The 15,976-nt window shown below is 53.0% G+C and carries 17 protein-coding genes; 8 read left to right on the top strand and 9 right to left on the bottom strand.

Translation table 11 applies throughout. From position 1 onward, the window contains the following. Positions 1–43: 43 nt before the first annotated feature. Together OGV57_RS20970 and OGV57_RS20965 are read right to left on the bottom strand one after the other, a co-directional pair. A complete protein-coding gene (locus tag OGV57_RS20970; RefSeq protein ID WP_048217905.1) occupies positions 44–703 on the bottom strand; it encodes a fumarylacetoacetate hydrolase family protein in 660 nt (219 codons plus the stop codon). Positions 704–772: 69 nt separating this feature from the next. Further along, entirely contained in the window at positions 773–1,066 is a 294-nt protein-coding gene (locus tag OGV57_RS20965; protein WP_003020949.1) for a YcgL domain-containing protein, read from the bottom strand. A 126-nt stretch (positions 1,067–1,192) separates the two neighbouring features. Here OGV57_RS20965 and minC point away from each other — a divergent pair, with 126 nt between their 5' ends. The 3 genes from minC to minE are packed head-to-tail and all read left to right on the top strand — an operon-like array spanning position 1,193 to position 3,006. Beyond that, on the top strand, positions 1,193–1,900 hold the full coding sequence (gene minC / locus OGV57_RS20960) for a septum site-determining protein MinC (RefSeq protein WP_003020951.1): 708 nt from the start codon (positions 1,193–1,195) through the stop codon (positions 1,898–1,900). A gap of 23 nt (positions 1,901–1,923) precedes the next feature. Beyond that, the gene (gene minD / locus OGV57_RS20955) at positions 1,924–2,736 is read left to right on the top strand and encodes a septum site-determining protein MinD (RefSeq protein ID WP_003020956.1); all 813 of its coding nucleotides are present in this window, start codon (positions 1,924–1,926) and stop codon (positions 2,734–2,736) included. Positions 2,737–2,739: 3 nt separating this feature from the next. After that, positions 2,740–3,006 carry a cell division topological specificity factor MinE gene (gene minE, locus OGV57_RS20950; RefSeq protein WP_001185666.1) on the top strand — a complete coding sequence of 89 codons (267 nt, stop codon included), beginning with the start codon at positions 2,740–2,742 and terminating at the stop codon, positions 3,004–3,006. An 86-nt stretch (positions 3,007–3,092) separates the two neighbouring features. On the opposite strand, the gene OGV57_RS20945 is transcribed toward minE, so the two are convergent. Then, positions 3,093–4,010, bottom strand: coding sequence for a LysR family transcriptional regulator (locus OGV57_RS20945; protein WP_286531647.1), 918 nt, complete (start codon positions 4,008–4,010; stop codon positions 3,093–3,095). Positions 4,011–4,113: 103 nt separating this feature from the next. Here OGV57_RS20945 and OGV57_RS20940 point away from each other — a divergent pair, with 103 nt between their 5' ends. Then, entirely contained in the window at positions 4,114–5,199 is a 1,086-nt protein-coding gene (locus OGV57_RS20940; RefSeq protein WP_044711053.1) for a tartrate dehydrogenase, read from the top strand. Between the two features lie 49 nt (positions 5,200–5,248). Here the strand turns inward: OGV57_RS20940 and rnd are convergent, their stop codons facing one another. The 5 genes from rnd to yoaA form a co-directional block, all read right to left on the bottom strand. Continuing rightward, positions 5,249–6,364 carry a ribonuclease D gene (gene rnd / locus OGV57_RS20935; RefSeq protein ID WP_044711056.1) on the bottom strand — a complete coding sequence of 372 codons (1,116 nt, stop codon included), beginning with the start codon at positions 6,362–6,364 and terminating at the stop codon, positions 5,249–5,251. An 84-nt stretch (positions 6,365–6,448) separates the two neighbouring features. Then, the gene (gene fadD / locus OGV57_RS20930) at positions 6,449–8,134 is read right to left on the bottom strand and encodes a long-chain-fatty-acid--CoA ligase FadD (protein ID WP_003020970.1); all 1,686 of its coding nucleotides are present in this window, start codon (positions 8,132–8,134) and stop codon (positions 6,449–6,451) included. 204 nt (positions 8,135–8,338) lie between these two features. Further along, positions 8,339–8,923 (bottom strand): Slp family lipoprotein, encoded by a 585-nt coding sequence (locus tag OGV57_RS20925; protein ID WP_003020975.1) that lies wholly within the window; start codon positions 8,921–8,923, stop codon positions 8,339–8,341. 94 nt (positions 8,924–9,017) lie between these two features. After that, a complete protein-coding gene (tsaB, locus tag OGV57_RS20920; protein WP_054528452.1) occupies positions 9,018–9,713 on the bottom strand; it encodes a tRNA (adenosine(37)-N6)-threonylcarbamoyltransferase complex dimerization subunit type 1 TsaB in 696 nt (231 codons plus the stop codon). Between the two features lie 58 nt (positions 9,714–9,771). Continuing rightward, a complete protein-coding gene (yoaA, locus tag OGV57_RS20915) occupies positions 9,772–11,682 on the bottom strand; it encodes a DNA repair helicase YoaA (RefSeq protein WP_003020980.1) in 1,911 nt (636 codons plus the stop codon). A gap of 140 nt (positions 11,683–11,822) precedes the next feature. Here yoaA and OGV57_RS20910 point away from each other — a divergent pair, with 140 nt between their 5' ends. Further along, positions 11,823–12,167, top strand: a complete 345-nt coding sequence (locus tag OGV57_RS20910; protein ID WP_003020984.1) for a RidA family protein — start codon at positions 11,823–11,825, stop codon at positions 12,165–12,167. 6 nt (positions 12,168–12,173) lie between these two features. On the opposite strand, the gene OGV57_RS20905 is transcribed toward OGV57_RS20910, so the two are convergent. Continuing rightward, entirely contained in the window at positions 12,174–12,353 is a 180-nt protein-coding gene (locus OGV57_RS20905; RefSeq protein WP_003020986.1) for a YoaH family protein, read from the bottom strand. A gap of 83 nt (positions 12,354–12,436) precedes the next feature. Here OGV57_RS20905 and pabB point away from each other — a divergent pair, with 83 nt between their 5' ends. The 3 genes from pabB to sdaA all read left to right on the top strand — a co-directional run bounded on the left by pabB (position 12,437) and on the right by sdaA (position 15,928). Next, positions 12,437–13,798, top strand: coding sequence for an aminodeoxychorismate synthase component 1 (pabB, locus tag OGV57_RS20900; protein WP_054528453.1), 1,362 nt, complete (start codon positions 12,437–12,439; stop codon positions 13,796–13,798). Between the two features lie 3 nt (positions 13,799–13,801). Further along, entirely contained in the window at positions 13,802–14,380 is a 579-nt protein-coding gene (locus tag OGV57_RS20895; protein ID WP_003020991.1) for a CoA pyrophosphatase, read from the top strand. 183 nt (positions 14,381–14,563) lie between these two features. Further along, the gene (sdaA, locus tag OGV57_RS20890) at positions 14,564–15,928 is read left to right on the top strand and encodes an L-serine ammonia-lyase (RefSeq protein ID WP_003020994.1); all 1,365 of its coding nucleotides are present in this window, start codon (positions 14,564–14,566) and stop codon (positions 15,926–15,928) included. Positions 15,929–15,976 lie beyond the last annotated feature (48 nt).

Raw genomic sequence — 15,976 nt, 5'->3', positions numbered from 1 at the left:
CGCTGATGCAAGTTTTGCCGCCCGAAAAGGCGGCAAGAAGAGATTACAGCACGCGTGTCGTCAGCGTTTGACCATGAAAACTGATGGCCAGCTCATCACCGCTGTTTAACGGCCCAACACCTGCTGGCGTCCCCGTCAACACAACATCGCCCGCTTTGAGGGTAAAGAAACGACTCATATAGGCAATCAAAGGAACGATGTGATGGATCATATCCGCCGTGGAGCCGTGCTGGCGTGTTTCACCGTTGACCGTTAACCCCAGCATCGTATCCTGCGGATCGCCGTTAAACTCGGCCACCGGAATAAAACCCGACAGCGGACAAGAGTTATCAAAACCCTTCGCTTTTTCCCACGGCTGCCCCGCTTTCTTCATTTTGCCCTGAATATCACGCAAGGTCAGATCCAACGCGACGCCATAGCCCGCGATGGCTTTGCGCACATGTTCTTCCGTCGCCTGACGTAGGGTCGCGCCAATCAGTACCGCCAGCTCAACTTCATGGTGAACTGAACCCATATCAGATGGAATCACCAGCGGCTGGCGCAAATCGCACAGCGCAGTTTCCGGTTTGATAAACAACACCGGCTCTTCCGGAGGGGTTCCGCCCATCTCTTTAATATGGTTGGCATAGTTACTCCCCACGCAAACCACCTTACTCACCGGATAATCCAGCAGAGCACCATGCCAGTTATGATGTTGATACATTATTTTCCCCTAACGTAGTTATCGATTTCAGGTACTGCATCGATGGGGCGTGCTTCTGCCGGATGCAGTTTAACGTTTAGCGTCTGGTGTATTTTGTTTCGCCGCAGCCAGATGCTGTTTAAGTAAATCTTCTGGCGGTGGTGGTATTTGTAAATAATAGCCCTGCTCGGTGAGTGCCTGTTTTACTTTTTCCAGATCGGCATTAACGAGCTTTTTACGGCCATCAAGCGGCAACATCATTGCCAGCGTCGGCTGACCAAATCCTTTCATCAGTTCTTCAGGAACTCGCGAGAAATCGTCTTTTTTTTCGACATATAAATAGGTCTGGTCACGTTTACTGCTTCGGTAGATCACACAAAACATATCTTTTACTCTGAATTCACGGAATGGTGGCTTGCCTCAATATAATACTGACTATAACATGCCTTATAGTCTTCGGAATATCACCCCGCGCTGGGGATGATAAATAGCAAATTGAGTAAGGCCAGGATGTCAAACACGCCAATCGAGCTTAAAGGCAGTAGCTTCACCTTATCAGTGGTTCACTTACATGAAGCAGAACCCGAGGTTATTCGTCAGGCGTTGGAAGACAAAATCGCGCAGGCACCTGCTTTTTTAAAACATGCTCCCGTCGTGGTTAACGTGAGTGGTCTTGAAAGCCCAGTAAACTGGTCAGCGTTGCAGAAAGTTGTCGCGTCTACTGGATTGCGCATTATCGGCGTTAGCGGATGCAAAGACGCCAGACTCAAGGCTGAAATCGACGAAATGGGTCTTCCTTTACTGACTGAAGGTAAAGAAAAAGCTATTCGTCCTGCGCCCGTTGAGGCCCCGACTCACGTCGCTCCGCCGCAAAACGTTACTCCCATCACAAAAACACGATTAATAAATGTGCCGGTTCGTTCCGGTCAGCGCATTTATGCACCACAATGTGATCTGATTGTTACAAGCCACGTCAGTGCAGGCGCAGAGCTTATCGCTGATGGCAATATTCATGTTTATGGAATGATGAGAGGCCGTGCGTTGGCAGGCGCTAGCGGTGATCGGGAAGCGCAAATTTTTTGTACCCATCTGACGGCAGAACTGGTGTCTATCGCAGGTGTTTATTGGCTGAGTGATAAAATCCCAGCAGAATTTTATGGCAAAGCGGCACGTCTGCAATTAGCAGAGAACGCTTTGACAGTTCAACCGTTGAATTGATCCCTTTTTAACAAGGAATTTCTATGGCACGCATTATTGTTGTTACTTCGGGTAAAGGGGGCGTTGGCAAAACCACCTCCAGCGCGGCCATCGCTACAGGTTTGGCCCAGAAGGGAAAGAAAACTGTCGTTATTGATTTTGATATCGGCCTGCGTAACCTTGATCTGATTATGGGTTGTGAACGCCGCGTCGTTTATGACTTCGTCAACGTTATTCAGGGAGATGCGTCGTTAAATCAGGCGTTAATCAAAGATAAGCGTACCGAAAATCTCTTTATTCTTCCGGCCTCACAGACTCGCGATAAAGACGCGCTGACGCGTGAAGGCGTCGCGAAAGTTCTGGACGATCTGAAAACGATGGAATTCGACTTCATTGTCTGCGACTCTCCGGCGGGTATTGAAACCGGTGCGCTGATGGCCCTGTATTTTGCCGATGAAGCGATAATCACCACTAACCCGGAAGTTTCCTCTGTACGTGACTCTGACCGTATTCTGGGTATTCTGGCGTCGAAATCTCGTCGTGCGGAAAACGGTGAAGATCCGATTAAAGAGCATTTGTTGCTGACGCGCTACAACCCTGGCCGCGTAAATAAAGGTGACATGCTGAGCATGGAAGACGTACTGGAAATTCTGCGAATCAAGCTGGTTGGCGTGATTCCTGAAGATCAGTCAGTCCTGCGCGCGTCTAACCAGGGTGAGCCGGTTATTCTCGACATCAATGCCGATGCCGGTAAAGCCTATGCTGATACCGTAGACCGTCTGTTGGGAGAAGAACGTCCTTTCCGCTTCATTGAAGAAGAGAAGAAAGGTTTCCTCAAACGCCTGTTCGGAGGATAAGTTATGGCATTACTGGATTTTTTTCTCTCGCGGAAAAAGAGCACAGCGAACATCGCTAAAGAGCGACTGCAGATTATTGTTGCGGAACGCCGTCGTAGTGACGCCGAGCCACATTATTTACCGCAGTTGAGGAAAGATATTCTCGAGGTTATCTGCAAGTATGTACAAATTGATCCTGAAATGGTCACCGTACAGCTTGAGCAAAAAGACGGCGATATTTCTATCCTCGAACTTAACGTGACATTACCTGAAGCCGAAGAATCTAAATAACGGCTTTGCTCAGAGAGTCATCGTTACAAAAAAGGCAGATTATTCTGCCTTTTTTATTTTCTGTTTCTTGCCAGGCTGCTGCACCTTTATTCCAAAGTAAACTTTGGATAGTTTTCGGTAAAATAGCGGCGCAAATACTCAACCGTAATACGGATTTTTGCCGACGTCGCCAGCCGGGAAACATACACCGCCCAAATATTTGCTGGTTGATAATACTCGGGCAATATGTGTATCAAGTTTCCGCTGGCAATGTTGTCGCAAACGTCCCACCATGACCGCAGGGCTATTCCCTGCCCATCAAGGCACCACTGATGTACCACTTCGCCATGATTAGACGACAGAGGCCCCGTAACTTTAATCGAATGCGCGCCCTCTTTATTACGCATTTGCCAGATACCAAACGGATGGTCGCGCTCTTTGATGACCAGACAAGGAAGAGTGGCAAGATCGTTGAGTTGCTTCGGCGTCCCATGCTGCCTCAAAAATTCCGGCGAGGCGCACAAAATACGGTAGTTAGTCGCCAGCTTGCGGGCAATCAGGTTCGGCGCGATATCATCCCCGATACGAATATCAAGATCGATGCCCTCATTCACCATATCCACCAGACGATCTTCAACATCGAACCTCAGTTCTAACTGCGGGTACTCTTTTGCCAGCGCAGACAGCGCCGGAGCCACCACCCGGCGGCCAAAACCAAAGCTACTAATTATACGCAGCATCCCCCGCGGAACCTGCCTGGCATCAGAAAGCTCGTCCATCATTTGATCGACATCCTGTAGGATCCGCTGCGCCCATTCGTAGATCCGCTCCCCCTCTTCCGTGATTGTTACGCGCCGCGTTGTTCGATGCAGCAGCACTACATTCAGCGTTTGCTCCAGCAGGGCAACGCGCTTACTGATAAAAGCCGGTGATACGCCCAGTTCCTCGGCAACGGCGGCAAATCCTGCACGACGGGCAACCTGCATAAAGACGCGTAAATCATTTAGCAGCGGCAGATTATTCATGATCTGTGTTTTATGTTTCACCAGTTAGGGGGATTAACTATTAATCAGTCAATTATAGGATAAGGGGAAAGTCAATTTTGATGGCGCACAAGTGAGAGCTGCTATGAAGAAAACCTGGCGTATCGCCGCTATCCCCGGAGATGGCATTGGTAAAGAAGTCCTGCCTGAGGGCATTCATGTGTTGCAGGCAGCCGCCGAGCGTTGGGGGTTGTCGCTCAGCTTTGAGCAAATGGAATGGGCCAGCTGCGAATACTACGCCCATCACGGCAAGATGATGCCCGATGACTGGCATGAGCAGTTGCAATCCTTCGATGCTATCTATTTTGGCGCGGTTGGCTGGCCGGACACCGTGCCTGACCACATCTCATTATGGGGTTCGCTGCTTAAGTTTCGCCGCGAATTCGACCAGTACGTCAACCTGCGACCGGTGCGCCTGTTTCCGGGAGTTCCTTGCCCACTGGTTGGCAAGCAGCCTGGCGACATTGATTTCTACGTCGTACGCGAAAACACCGAGGGAGAATACTCTGCCCTCGGCGGACGCGTGAGCGAAGGTACTGAACATGAGATGGTGATCCAGGAGTCGGTCTTCACCCGCCGTGGCGTCGACCGAATTTTGCGTTATGCCTTTGAACTGGCACAAAGTCGACCACGCAAAACGTTGACTTCGGCGACCAAATCCAATGGGCTGGCCATCAGCATGCCCTACTGGGATGAACGCGTCGAAGCGATGGCGTCACACTATCCTGAGATCCGCTGGGATAAACAGCATATTGATATTCTGTGCGCCCGCTTTGTCATGCAGCCTGAGCGATTTGACGTCGTGGTTGCTTCCAACCTGTTTGGTGACATCCTCTCCGATCTCGGTCCAGCCTGTACCGGAACGATTGGCATTGCGCCTTCTGCCAACTTAAATCCGGAACGCACCTTCCCGTCCCTGTTCGAGCCGGTACACGGTTCGGCCCCGGATATCTACGGTCAGAATATCGCCAACCCTATAGCGACTATCTGGGCTGGAGCCATGATGCTCGACTTCCTTGGCAACGGTGATGCCAACTATAAAGCCGCCCACGACGGTATTCTGGCGGCAATTGAGCAGGTCATTGCCAGCGGCCCGAAAACGCCAGATATGAAAGGCTTCGCCACCACCCAACAGGTAGGTGAAGCCATTCGTCAGGCACTGTGTCGCTAACGCGAATCCGATTAAAAACGGGAGCCCAGCTCCCGTTTTTTTAGGTTTTCTACTGTGGGTATTCCTGCAGCAGCGCGTTGAGTCGTTCTGCCATCAACTCGCCACGCCAACCGGAAATCAGCTCCGGTAGAGTCTGCTGTGACTTTAATTTCCAGTGCCAGTTGAGTAGCTGGTTGATTTGACGGCGTGAAGCCAGCAGCTCGACGCTAAGATTATGTTCCGCACTCACTTCAGCAACCAGCGTCTTAATGGCTTTGAACGCCTTGCGATAGCCTGGCATATCCATCAAATTCAGCAGCGGCTGCGGCAGCGACTCTTCCGGTAAGGCCTGTGCCTTCTCTACCAGGGAGATCAGCGTCTTGCCGTGGAAGCGAATTTCGCTCCCGGAAAGTCCCAGACTATCCAGCTCACCCAGACTCCCTGGCATATAACGAGCGACCGACCACAGGTGTTCTTCACGCACCACAAAGTTCACCGCCAGATCGCGCTCACGAGCTTTACGCAGTCGCCAGTCGGCAAGCAGTTGCAGGCAGGCCAACTGGCGGGTACGCAGTTGCCAGGCGTTGGTGATGTCGCGCCATGCGTCTTCAGGTGCCAGAACCTCCTGGCGACGCTGCTGCATTAAGCGACATTCGTCCAGTGCGGCTGGCAGCCAGCCGCTGGCTTCAGTTTCGACCATCAGTTTTGTGGTGATCGGTAATAGATACCAGACATCAGCCGCCGCGTACTCACACTGACGCTCGGTCAGCGGTCTGGCCAGCCAGTCGGTACGCGACTCGCTTTTGTCGAGCGCCACGCCCGTAAACTCTTCCACCATCGCGGCAAAGCCCCACGACAGCGGACGACCGCAAAAAGCAGCCAGAATTTGTGTATCAATCAACGGCTGCGGCAGTTCGCCAAAAGTGTTGAGAAACACTTCCAGATCTTCGCTACCTGCATGTAGGAATTTGGTGATGGCAGTATCACGCAGAATATCGCGCAGCGGCGACCAGTCGGTGATCCCCTGCGGATCAATCAGAGCAACGTGTTTGCCATCAAACAGCTGGATCAGCCCCAACTGCGGATAATAGGTACGCGTGCGAACAAATTCTGTATCCAGGGCTATCGCCGGAAATTCACGGACGGCTTCGCACAGCGTGGCCAACGCGTCGTCCGTGGTGATCATTTGATAATTCAAATCGTGCTCTCTTAGGTTTGCGCCAAAAAAAACGCCGGATTACCCGGCGTTTTCTGCTGGCTGACTTAACGCTCAGCCTTTATTGTCCACTTTGGCGCGCGCTTCGTCACGTAATTCTCGTCGCAAAATTTTACCGACGTTAGATTTCGGCAACTCATCGCGAAACTCCACCAGCTTCGGTACTTTATAGCCCGTCAGGTGACGACGACAGAAAGTGACCAGCGCTTCATCGGTTAACGAGGCGTCTTTCTTCACCACGAAAATTTTTACCGCTTCACCGCTGCTGCCGGACGGAACACCAACCGCAGCCACTTCCTGCACGCCAGGATGTTGCATAACCACGTCTTCAATTTCGTTCGGATAGACGTTAAAGCCGGACACGAGGATCATGTCCTTCTTACGATCGACAATACGCAGGAAGCCTTCATCATCCATCACTGCAATATCGCCGGTGTGCAGCCAGCCGTCTTTGACGATTTCGTCAGTGGCGTCTGGTCGCTGCCAGTAGCCCAGCATCACCTGCGGGCCTTTCACGCAGAGCTCCCCCGGTTCTCCCGGCGGCACTTCGTTGTCGTCGTCGTCCACCAGCTTGACCTCGGTGGAAGGCACCGGTAACCCGATACTGCCGCTGTGGTAGTCGATATCGTGAGGGTTGACGCTTACCAACGGCGCGCACTCCGTCAGGCCGTAGCCTTCCAGCAGATACTGACCTGTCAGCTTCACCCAACGTTCAGCTACCGCCTGTTGAACCGGCATTCCGCCACCTGCCGAGAGGTGCAGTGAAGAGAAATCCAGTTGCTGGAACTCTTTGTTATTCAGCAGCGCGTTAAACAGCGTATTGACGCCAGTCATCGCGGTAAATGGATACTTCGCCAGCTCTTTTACCAGCCCCGGAATATCACGCGGGTTAGTAATCAGCAGGTTTTGACCACCTAGCTCAATAAACAGCAGGCAGTTCATCGTTAGCGCAAAAATGTGATACAGCGGTAGGGCCGTTACCACCAGCTCTTTACCCGGATGCAGCAACGGGCCATAGGTGGCGTTAACCTGCTCCAGGTTAGCCAGCATGTTGCGGTGTGTAAGCATCGCGCCTTTCGCCACGCCGGTTGTCCCGCCAGTATATTGCAGGAACGCCAAATCTTCCGACACGACTTCGGGCTTCACATACTGCATGCGATAACCGTTTTGCAGCGCACTGCGAAACGAGATGGCATCCGGCAGGTGATATTTCGGCACCAGACGCTTGATATACTTGACGACGAAGTTAACCAGCGTCCCTTTGGCGGTGGACAGCTGATCGCCCATACGCGTCAGGATCACGTGTTGCACAGACGTTTTATCGACTACTTTTTCCAGCGTGTGGGCAAAGTTAGATACGATGACAATCGCCGACGCACCGCTATCGTTGAGCTGATGTTCCAGCTCGCGAGGCGTGTACAGCGGGTTTACGTTCACGACGATCATGCCGGCACGTAAAATCCCAAACAGTGCGACCGGATATTGCAGCAGATTCGGCATCATCAGCGCGACGCGATCGCCCTTTTTCAGCCCGAGCCCCTGTTGCAAATAAGCGGCAAACGCACGGCTACGCTCTTCAAGCTTGCGGAAGGTCATCACCTCCCCCATGTTTACAAACGCGGGCTGATCGGCATACCGTCTTACTGAGTGTTCAAAGAGTTCCACCAGGGATTGATAACGGTCAGGATTGATCTCCGCAGGAACACCAGCGGGATAACGGTTAAGCCAAACCTTTTTCAATACATCACCTCTAAAATGCGTATTCGTCGTCATCACAACCCCAGACAATAAACAAACTATTAACATAATATTAACTCAGCGTACCAGTTTGTTTATTACACAAAGACAAGGTTGCGAAGCACGTCACTATTTATTTTTCTTATATCCACGTTAATGCAGAAACAGCGGACAGGCCGCTGTTTCTTTTACCAATAAAACAAAGAGTTACTCTGTTACTATGGTCTGAACCTGTGCCGGGCCGGGATTGTACCAGCCCCATCCGCCATAGCCACCGTAAGGCCAGCCACGCGCACCGTAGAACCAGGGGTCGATAGGCTGAGGCGGCATGACAATCTGCTGAGTAATATGCCAGCGTTTATAACCGGTTACCTGCATCAGCATGAATTTATACGGCGTATTACCTATTTTTCCGTCCACCGTACCGCTAATCGGGCCGACGACGGTGACCAGTTGCCCGCGAAAGTCCACCGGGTCGAGGAAGCCATTTACGTCAGCATAAATCCGCCCGCGAGAGGCTTCACCCAGCACTGGACGCGCACCACTATCGAGCGGAACGGTAGCAATTTCCAGACGGGATTTTCCCTGCTGGTTCTGAATATCCACCACTTTGCCACCAAAACGCGCTTCCTGTCCGACATACAGCTGCGGCGCATTCATCACCCGCACCAGATCCTGCTGCGGCATCGGGCTCGAACCTTTAATCGCATCCGGGATGGTGACGCAGCCGCTAAGCATTAACGCCAAGGCCCCCGCCAACACACCTTTCAATAACTGCTTTTGCACCGCCATATTGCGACTCCCTTTTCTTAGCTTCTGCCCCGGCCTGTTCACAATGCTGTGCACCGACGTCTATGAAAATTAACCGGGGATGTACTACTAAGATTCATTCTTTACCGGGAAGTTTCTTCCACGCCACGGTGTTACGTAAATAAACCGGTTCCGCGTGTTCGACCGCTACGGTCTTACCCGCAGCCAGCATTTGCGTGGCGACAGGCAGCATATCTTCAGCCGCAGGAAGCAGCACGTCACCATCGCTGAACGTCAGACCGCTGTCTTTACCAAGCTCAGGCCAGGCTGGCCATCCCGTCCCAACAGTTACCCACTCGCCAGAAAGCTGCAGTAAACGCTCATGTACCTGCTCGGGGGTTAACACCGCTTCGGTTTCTTCACCGTGCCAGTTGCCGTTGTCATCACGCTGGTATTCGGCCCAGTAGACTTCGCCCATTCGCGCATCAATCGCCGCCAGTACACGAGTCGCGCCCGACTTACGCCAGGCGCCCTGCGCCATGGTCGCCAGGGTGGAGACGCCGATCATCGGTAAGTTTGCGCCTAACGCCAGCCCCTGAGCAATGCCAATACCGATACGTACGCCGGTGAAACTGCCGGGACCGCGACCAAACGCCAGGGCGTCGATATCGGTTAACGTGAGATCGGCAGCGGCCAGGATTTCCTGAACCATCGGTAAAATTCGTTGGGTGTGTTCTCGTGGGCAAAGCTCAAAGTGAGCCTTGATAGTACCGTCATTCCACAGGGCAACAGAGCACGCCTCTGTGGCGGTATCGATAGCCAGAATTCGCATGGGTGTTTGTGATCAGATCAATAAATTTGGCGCGCATCTTACCACACTCCGTAACAAATTACTCAGTCGTTGGTATGGCAAGAAAGCGAACCGCGCGAGCTATGTCACGCGTCCGCGGCGCAGGAGGAAGACTCGCCAGGAAGGTGGCGCCGTATGGCCGCATAACCAGACGATTGTCGCAAATCACCAGCACGCCGCGATCGTCAGCATCACGTATCAGACGCCCTACCCCCTGCTTCAGGGTGATTACCGCATCCGGCAACTGGACGTCTTCAAACGGATCGCCGCCGCGCAGTCGACAATCCTCCATTCGGGCTTTTAACAGCGGGTCGTCCGGCGAGGTAAACGGAAGTTTGTCGATTATCACCAGCGACAGCGTATCACCGCGCACGTCCACGCCTTCCCAGAAGCTGCTGGTGGCAACCAGTAGCGCATTACCTGCGCTGACAAACTGCTGTAACAGTTGCCCTTTACTGGTTTCGCCCTGCAGCAGAACGGGAAGCGTCATGGTGGCGCGGAATTGTTCCGCCAGATCGCGCATCATCGCGTGCGAAGTGCACAGCATAAAGCAGCGACCGTTGTTCGCTTCGATAATAGGTCGCAGCATGGATGCTAACTGACGCGCAGCCCCCGGCTGGTTGGTTTGCGGGAGATTACGCGGCACGCACAGCAGCGCCTGGCGCGTGTAATCAAATGGACTCGGCAATAACATCGACTCGGCATCTTCAATCCCCAACCTCGCGGTAAAATGATGAAGGTCATCGTTTACCGACAGCGTCGCGGAAGTAAAAATCCAGCAGCCCGGCTTTTGTTCCATCACTTCTTTGAATTTATCCGCCACAGTGAGCGGCGTCAGCGCGAGAGTGAAATGGCGGGAGGTGCATTCATACCAGTAGCTGAAGCCTGGCTGGTTTATCTCTTTCAGACGCTTCAGGCGCGCACGGTAAAGTGTGGCGCGTTCAAACGCGGCATCCAGCAACGCCGAACGCCCAAGAGACAGCTTCGCCACGTCATAACATAGCTCCAGCGTGTCATCGAGCAGCAAAAACGCGCGCTGTACGCGCTGGTCGGCCAGCAGTTCCCGCAGGTTTCCGCGATAGCCCGGCTCACCAAGTTGCAAGCGGAAGTCCTGAGCGCTTTGTGCAAGGCGATCGGCGCACTTTTGCAACTGCTGAGTGTCTTTCAGCTCGGTGCGATAGGCAATGGTGATGTCTTTCGCCAGGTCTAACAGTTGGCGACTGGAGAGCGATTGACCAAAGTACTGGCTGGCGATATCCGGTAGCTGATGCGCTTCATCGAAGATCATTACATCAGCTTCCGGGATCAATTCGCCAAACCCGCTTTCTTTTACCACCATATCAGCGAGAAACAGATGGTGGTTAACCACGACGACATCTGCATCCATCGCTTTTTTACGCGCTTTCACGACAAAACACTCTTTATATAGCGGGCAGTCGCTACCCAGACAGTTGTCATTAGTGCTGGTGACCAACGGCCAGGCCTGAGAGTCCTCCGCCACGCTGACGCAGGTGCTGATGTCCCCATCAAGGGTTTGATTTGACCAGGAGCGCAGCAGGATGACGTCGCTTAACGTTTGTACCGGCAAGTCACCACCCGCCAGCGCCTGCTGTTCGAGACGTTCAAGGCACAGATAGTTTGAACGCCCTTTCAGCAGCGCCAGTTTACCGGTGAACTTTAGTGCCTTAGCGACGGTCGGGAGATCGCGGCTGTATAGCTGATCCTGCAACGCCTTCGAGCCCGTGGAGACAATGACCTTCTTTCCGGCACGCAGCGCTGGGGCAAGATAAGCATAGGTTTTACCCGTCCCGGTTCCGGCTTCTACCACCAACGGTTGTGATTTTTCGATGGCATGACTGACGGCGATGGCCATCTGCCGCTGTGGTTCTCGCGGTTTAAAACCCGGTATTGCTTTAGCCAACTGACCGTCTGCTGCAAAATCGTCCGTCACACTGCCCCCTGTTCATTTGAACAGGGATTATGTCAGGCCAGCAGCTCTTTCGCCAGTTGAAGAGGTGACGTGGGCACAACATTATGGCAGTCTTGGCGCAACCCAAAGCCATTTGAAAACACGTAAATGAGGAATGATTTATGACGATTGTGCGCATTGATGCCGAAGCGCGTTGGTCCGACGTGGTTATCCACAACAACACGCTGTATTACACTGGCGTGCCGGAAAATCTGGATGCAGACGCTTTTGAGCAAACGGCAAATACGCTGGCGCAAATTGATGCGGTGCTGGAAAAACAAGGCAGCAACAAGTCACGTATTCTTGATGCCACCCTGTTTTTGGCAGACAAAAACGATTTTGCCGCCATGAACAAAGCCTGGGACGCGTGGGTTGTTGCGGGTCACGCGCCGGTACGTTGTACCGTTCAGGCCGGGTTGATGAACCCGAAATACAAAGTTGAGATTAAGATTATCGCTGCAGTTTAAGCGGCGTTATTCGTCTTCATCTTCAAAACGCGCCACAATCCGCTCGCCGGTATGACTGGCGCGTAACTCTTCAGCAACAAGAGCAATGGCTTGTCCGCTGCTCATCCCCTGCGACATCAGCTCCTGAATACGCTCTACCGCTTTTTGCTGCTGCTCATGACTGAGTGAAGGTAAACCTGCAAACATTGTTAACTCCTGCTAAATTGTCTGCGCTAATTATTTCATGCTACCGGGCAGTTAGCCAGTAGAGTAGCAACGAGTCAGGACTGATGAAGACGTTATCTCCCGCAGTAATCACATTACCCTGGCGTCAGGACGCCGCTGAACGCTATTTTTCGACATTAAGCCATCTGCCCTGGGCGATGCTGCTGCATTCGGGTCAAGCCGACCATCCGCATAACCGCTTTGATATTCTGGTGGCGGATCCCGTCACCACGCTTGTTACGCGAGCTACAGAGACCGTAGTGCAGGACGGGCACGCAACCTCGCGCTCGCTTGATGATCCCATGACGGTATTACATTCCGCACTAATCGCACACAAGATTCACCCCGAATATCACCCCGACCTGCCGTTTCAGGGCGGTGCGTTAGGTCTGTTTGGCTACGATCTTGGCCGACGCTTCGAATCTCTGCCCACTATTGCAGAGCGCGATATTACGCTACCGGATATGGCCGTTGGCATTTACGACTGGGCACTGATTGTCGATCACCAGTTGCAGACCGTATCGCTGCTCAGCCATACCGATGTCGAGGCTCGCCTGAAATGGCTCGACGCGCAACAACCGCCAACGCGTGAGCCGTTTACATTAACTTCGGCGTGGCAGTCTAATATGAGCCGTGCTCAGTACGGCGAAAAATTCCGCCAGGTGCAGGATTATCTGCACAGCGGAGACTGTTACCAGGTCAATCTTGCCCAGCGTTTTCAGGCGCATTACCAGGGCGATGAGTGGCAGGCATTTGTCACACTCAATCACGCCAACCGCGCCCCGTTTAGTGCATTTATTCGTCTTGAGGAAGGTGCAATCCTCAGCCTTTCGCCGGAACGATTTATTCTGCTGGAAAACCAGCACATACAGACGCGTCCGATTAAAGGCACGCTACCGAGGCTTGAAGATACCGATGCCGATCGTGAGCAGGCCCGGCGACTGGCGAATTCGCCGAAGGATCGTGCGGAAAACCTAATGATCGTCGATTTGATGCGTAATGATATTGGCCGCGTTGCCGTACCGGGTTCGGTACAGGTTCCGGAGCTGTTTATCGTCGAACCGTTCCCTGCCGTTCATCATTTGGTCAGCACCATTACCGCACGTCTGCCAGAGTCATTATACGCCACCGATCTGTTACGCGCCGCCTTCCCCGGCGGCTCTATTACCGGCGCGCCGAAAGTGCGGGCGATGGAAATTATCGACGAACTTGAGCCGCAAAGACGCAACGCCTGGTGCGGCAGCATTGGTTATCTGAGCTTTTGCGGCAATATGGATACCAGCATTACCATTCGCACGCTGACAGCCACAAACGGAAAAATTTATTGCTCCGCAGGCGGTGGTATTGTTGCAGACAGTCAGGAAGACGCTGAATATCAGGAAACATTTGATAAAGTGAATCGCATTTTGCACCAACTGGAGAATTGACACGTGGAATACAGCAGCCTGACGCTTGATGATTTTTTATCGCGCTTTCAACTCCTGCGCCCGCAGGTCAATCATGCCGCGTTAAACCAGCGCCAGGCCGCCGTACTGATCCCCGTCGTGCGTCGCCCACAGCCGGGGTTGCTGTTAACCCAGCGTTCCGTTCACCTGCGCAAGCACGCCGGACAGGTCGCATTCCCCGGTGGGGCGGTGGATAGCAGTGATGCCTCGTTAATTGCCGCCGCCCTTCGCGAAGCGCAGGAGGAGGTGGCGATCCCACCTTCATGCGTAGAAGTGATTGGCGTTCTGCCGCCTGTCGACAGCGTGACCGGTTTCCAGGTCACCCCTGTGGTAGGCATTATCCCGCCTAATCTGCCGTATCGCGCCAGTGAAGATGAAGTTTCCGCAGTGTTCGAAATGCCGCTGGCCCAGGCCCTGCATTTAGGTCGTTACCACCCGTTGGATATTTACCGTCGTGGCGATTCACATCGCGTATGGCTTTCCTGGTATGAGCAATATTTCGTCTGGGGAATGACTGCCGGAATAATTCGTGAGCTGGCGCTGCAAATTGGCGTCAAGCCCTGACTATACTTATCTTTACGCACACAATAGACAACTTGAAACTCAGGTCACAACATTAGTAAAACCGCGGTTATCTATTAGTTTAATTCATGTGAATAGTTAAGCCGATCGCCGCGTTCCCTCTTACACTATGCGCAGTTATAACATCGTTACTGGAAAGCCCAGTCGCCCTGTAGGAGTATTATCGTGATTAGTCTATTCGACATGTTTAAGGTGGGGATTGGTCCCTCATCTTCCCATACCGTAGGGCCTATGAAGGCGGGTAAACAGTTCGTCGATGACCTGGTCGAAAAAGGATTACTGGACAGCGTTACTCGTGTCGCCGTCGACGTGTATGGTTCACTGTCGCTCACGGGTAAAGGTCACCACACCGATATCGCCATTATTATGGGTCTGGCGGGCAATGAGCCTGCTACCGTGGATATTGATAGCATCCCAGGATTTATCCGCGACGTAGAAACGCGTGGACGCCTGCTGCTTGCGCAGGGTCAGCACGAAGTGGATTTCCCGCAGAATGACGGGATGCGTTTTCACAACGGCAACCTGCCGCTGCATGAAAACGGAATGCAGATCCATGCGTACAATGGCGAAACCGTCATTTATAGCAAAACCTACTACTCAATCGGCGGTGGATTCATCGTTGATGAAGAACATTTTGGTCAGGATGCCTCGGGCGAGGTCAGCGTGCCTTATCCGTTCAAATCCGCTACTGAAATGCTGGAATATTGTAACAGCACCGGCCTGTCTCTCTCTGGCATGGCAATGCAGAACGAACTTGCGCTGCACAGTAAAAAAGAGATTGAAGAGTACTTTGGCCACGTCTGGCAAACCATGCAGGCATGTATCGATCGTGGCATGAACACCGAAGGTGTGTTGCCGGGTCCGCTGCGCGTTCCTCGCCGTGCTTCAGCCCTGCGTCGTATGCTGGTTTCCAGCGATAAGCTGTCCAACGATCCAATGAACGTGATCGACTGGGTGAACATGTTTGCGTTGGCCGTTAACGAAGAAAACGCCGCGGGCGGTCGCGTAGTGACAGCGCCAACCAACGGTGCCTGCGGTATCGTGCCTGCGGTACTGGCCTATTACGATCATTTCATTGAGTCCGTTAGCCCGGATATCTATACCCGCTATTTCCTGGCGGCCGGTGCGATTGGCGCGTTGTACAAAATGAACGCCTCTATCTCCGGTGCAGAAGTAGGTTGTCAGGGTGAAGTGGGCGTAGCCTGCTCCATGGCTGCCGCGGGTCTGGCTGAACTGTTAGGCGCAAGCCCGGAGCAGGTGTGTGTTGCTGCTGAAATCGGCATGGAACATAACCTCGGGTTAACCTGCGATCCGGTTGCCGGTCAGGTACAGGTTCCGTGCATTGAGCGTAACGCAATTGCTTCAGTGAAGGCGATCAACGCTGCGCGTATGGCAATGCGCCGTACCAGCGCGCCGCGCGTCTCGCTGGATAAAGTCATTGAGACTATGTACGAAACGGGTAAAGACATGAACGCCAAATACCGCGAAACGTCACGCGGTGGCCTGGCGATCAAAGTTCAATGTGACTAATACTTAATTTTCGCCCATCTGCGACGGATGGGCGAATTTGCCCCCTCT

The organism is Citrobacter sp. Cf087, assembly GCF_030334285.1.
GTDB classification, from domain to species: domain Bacteria; phylum Pseudomonadota; class Gammaproteobacteria; order Enterobacterales; family Enterobacteriaceae; genus Citrobacter; species Citrobacter freundii.
This window is presented reverse-complemented; position numbering and strand designations above follow the sequence as displayed.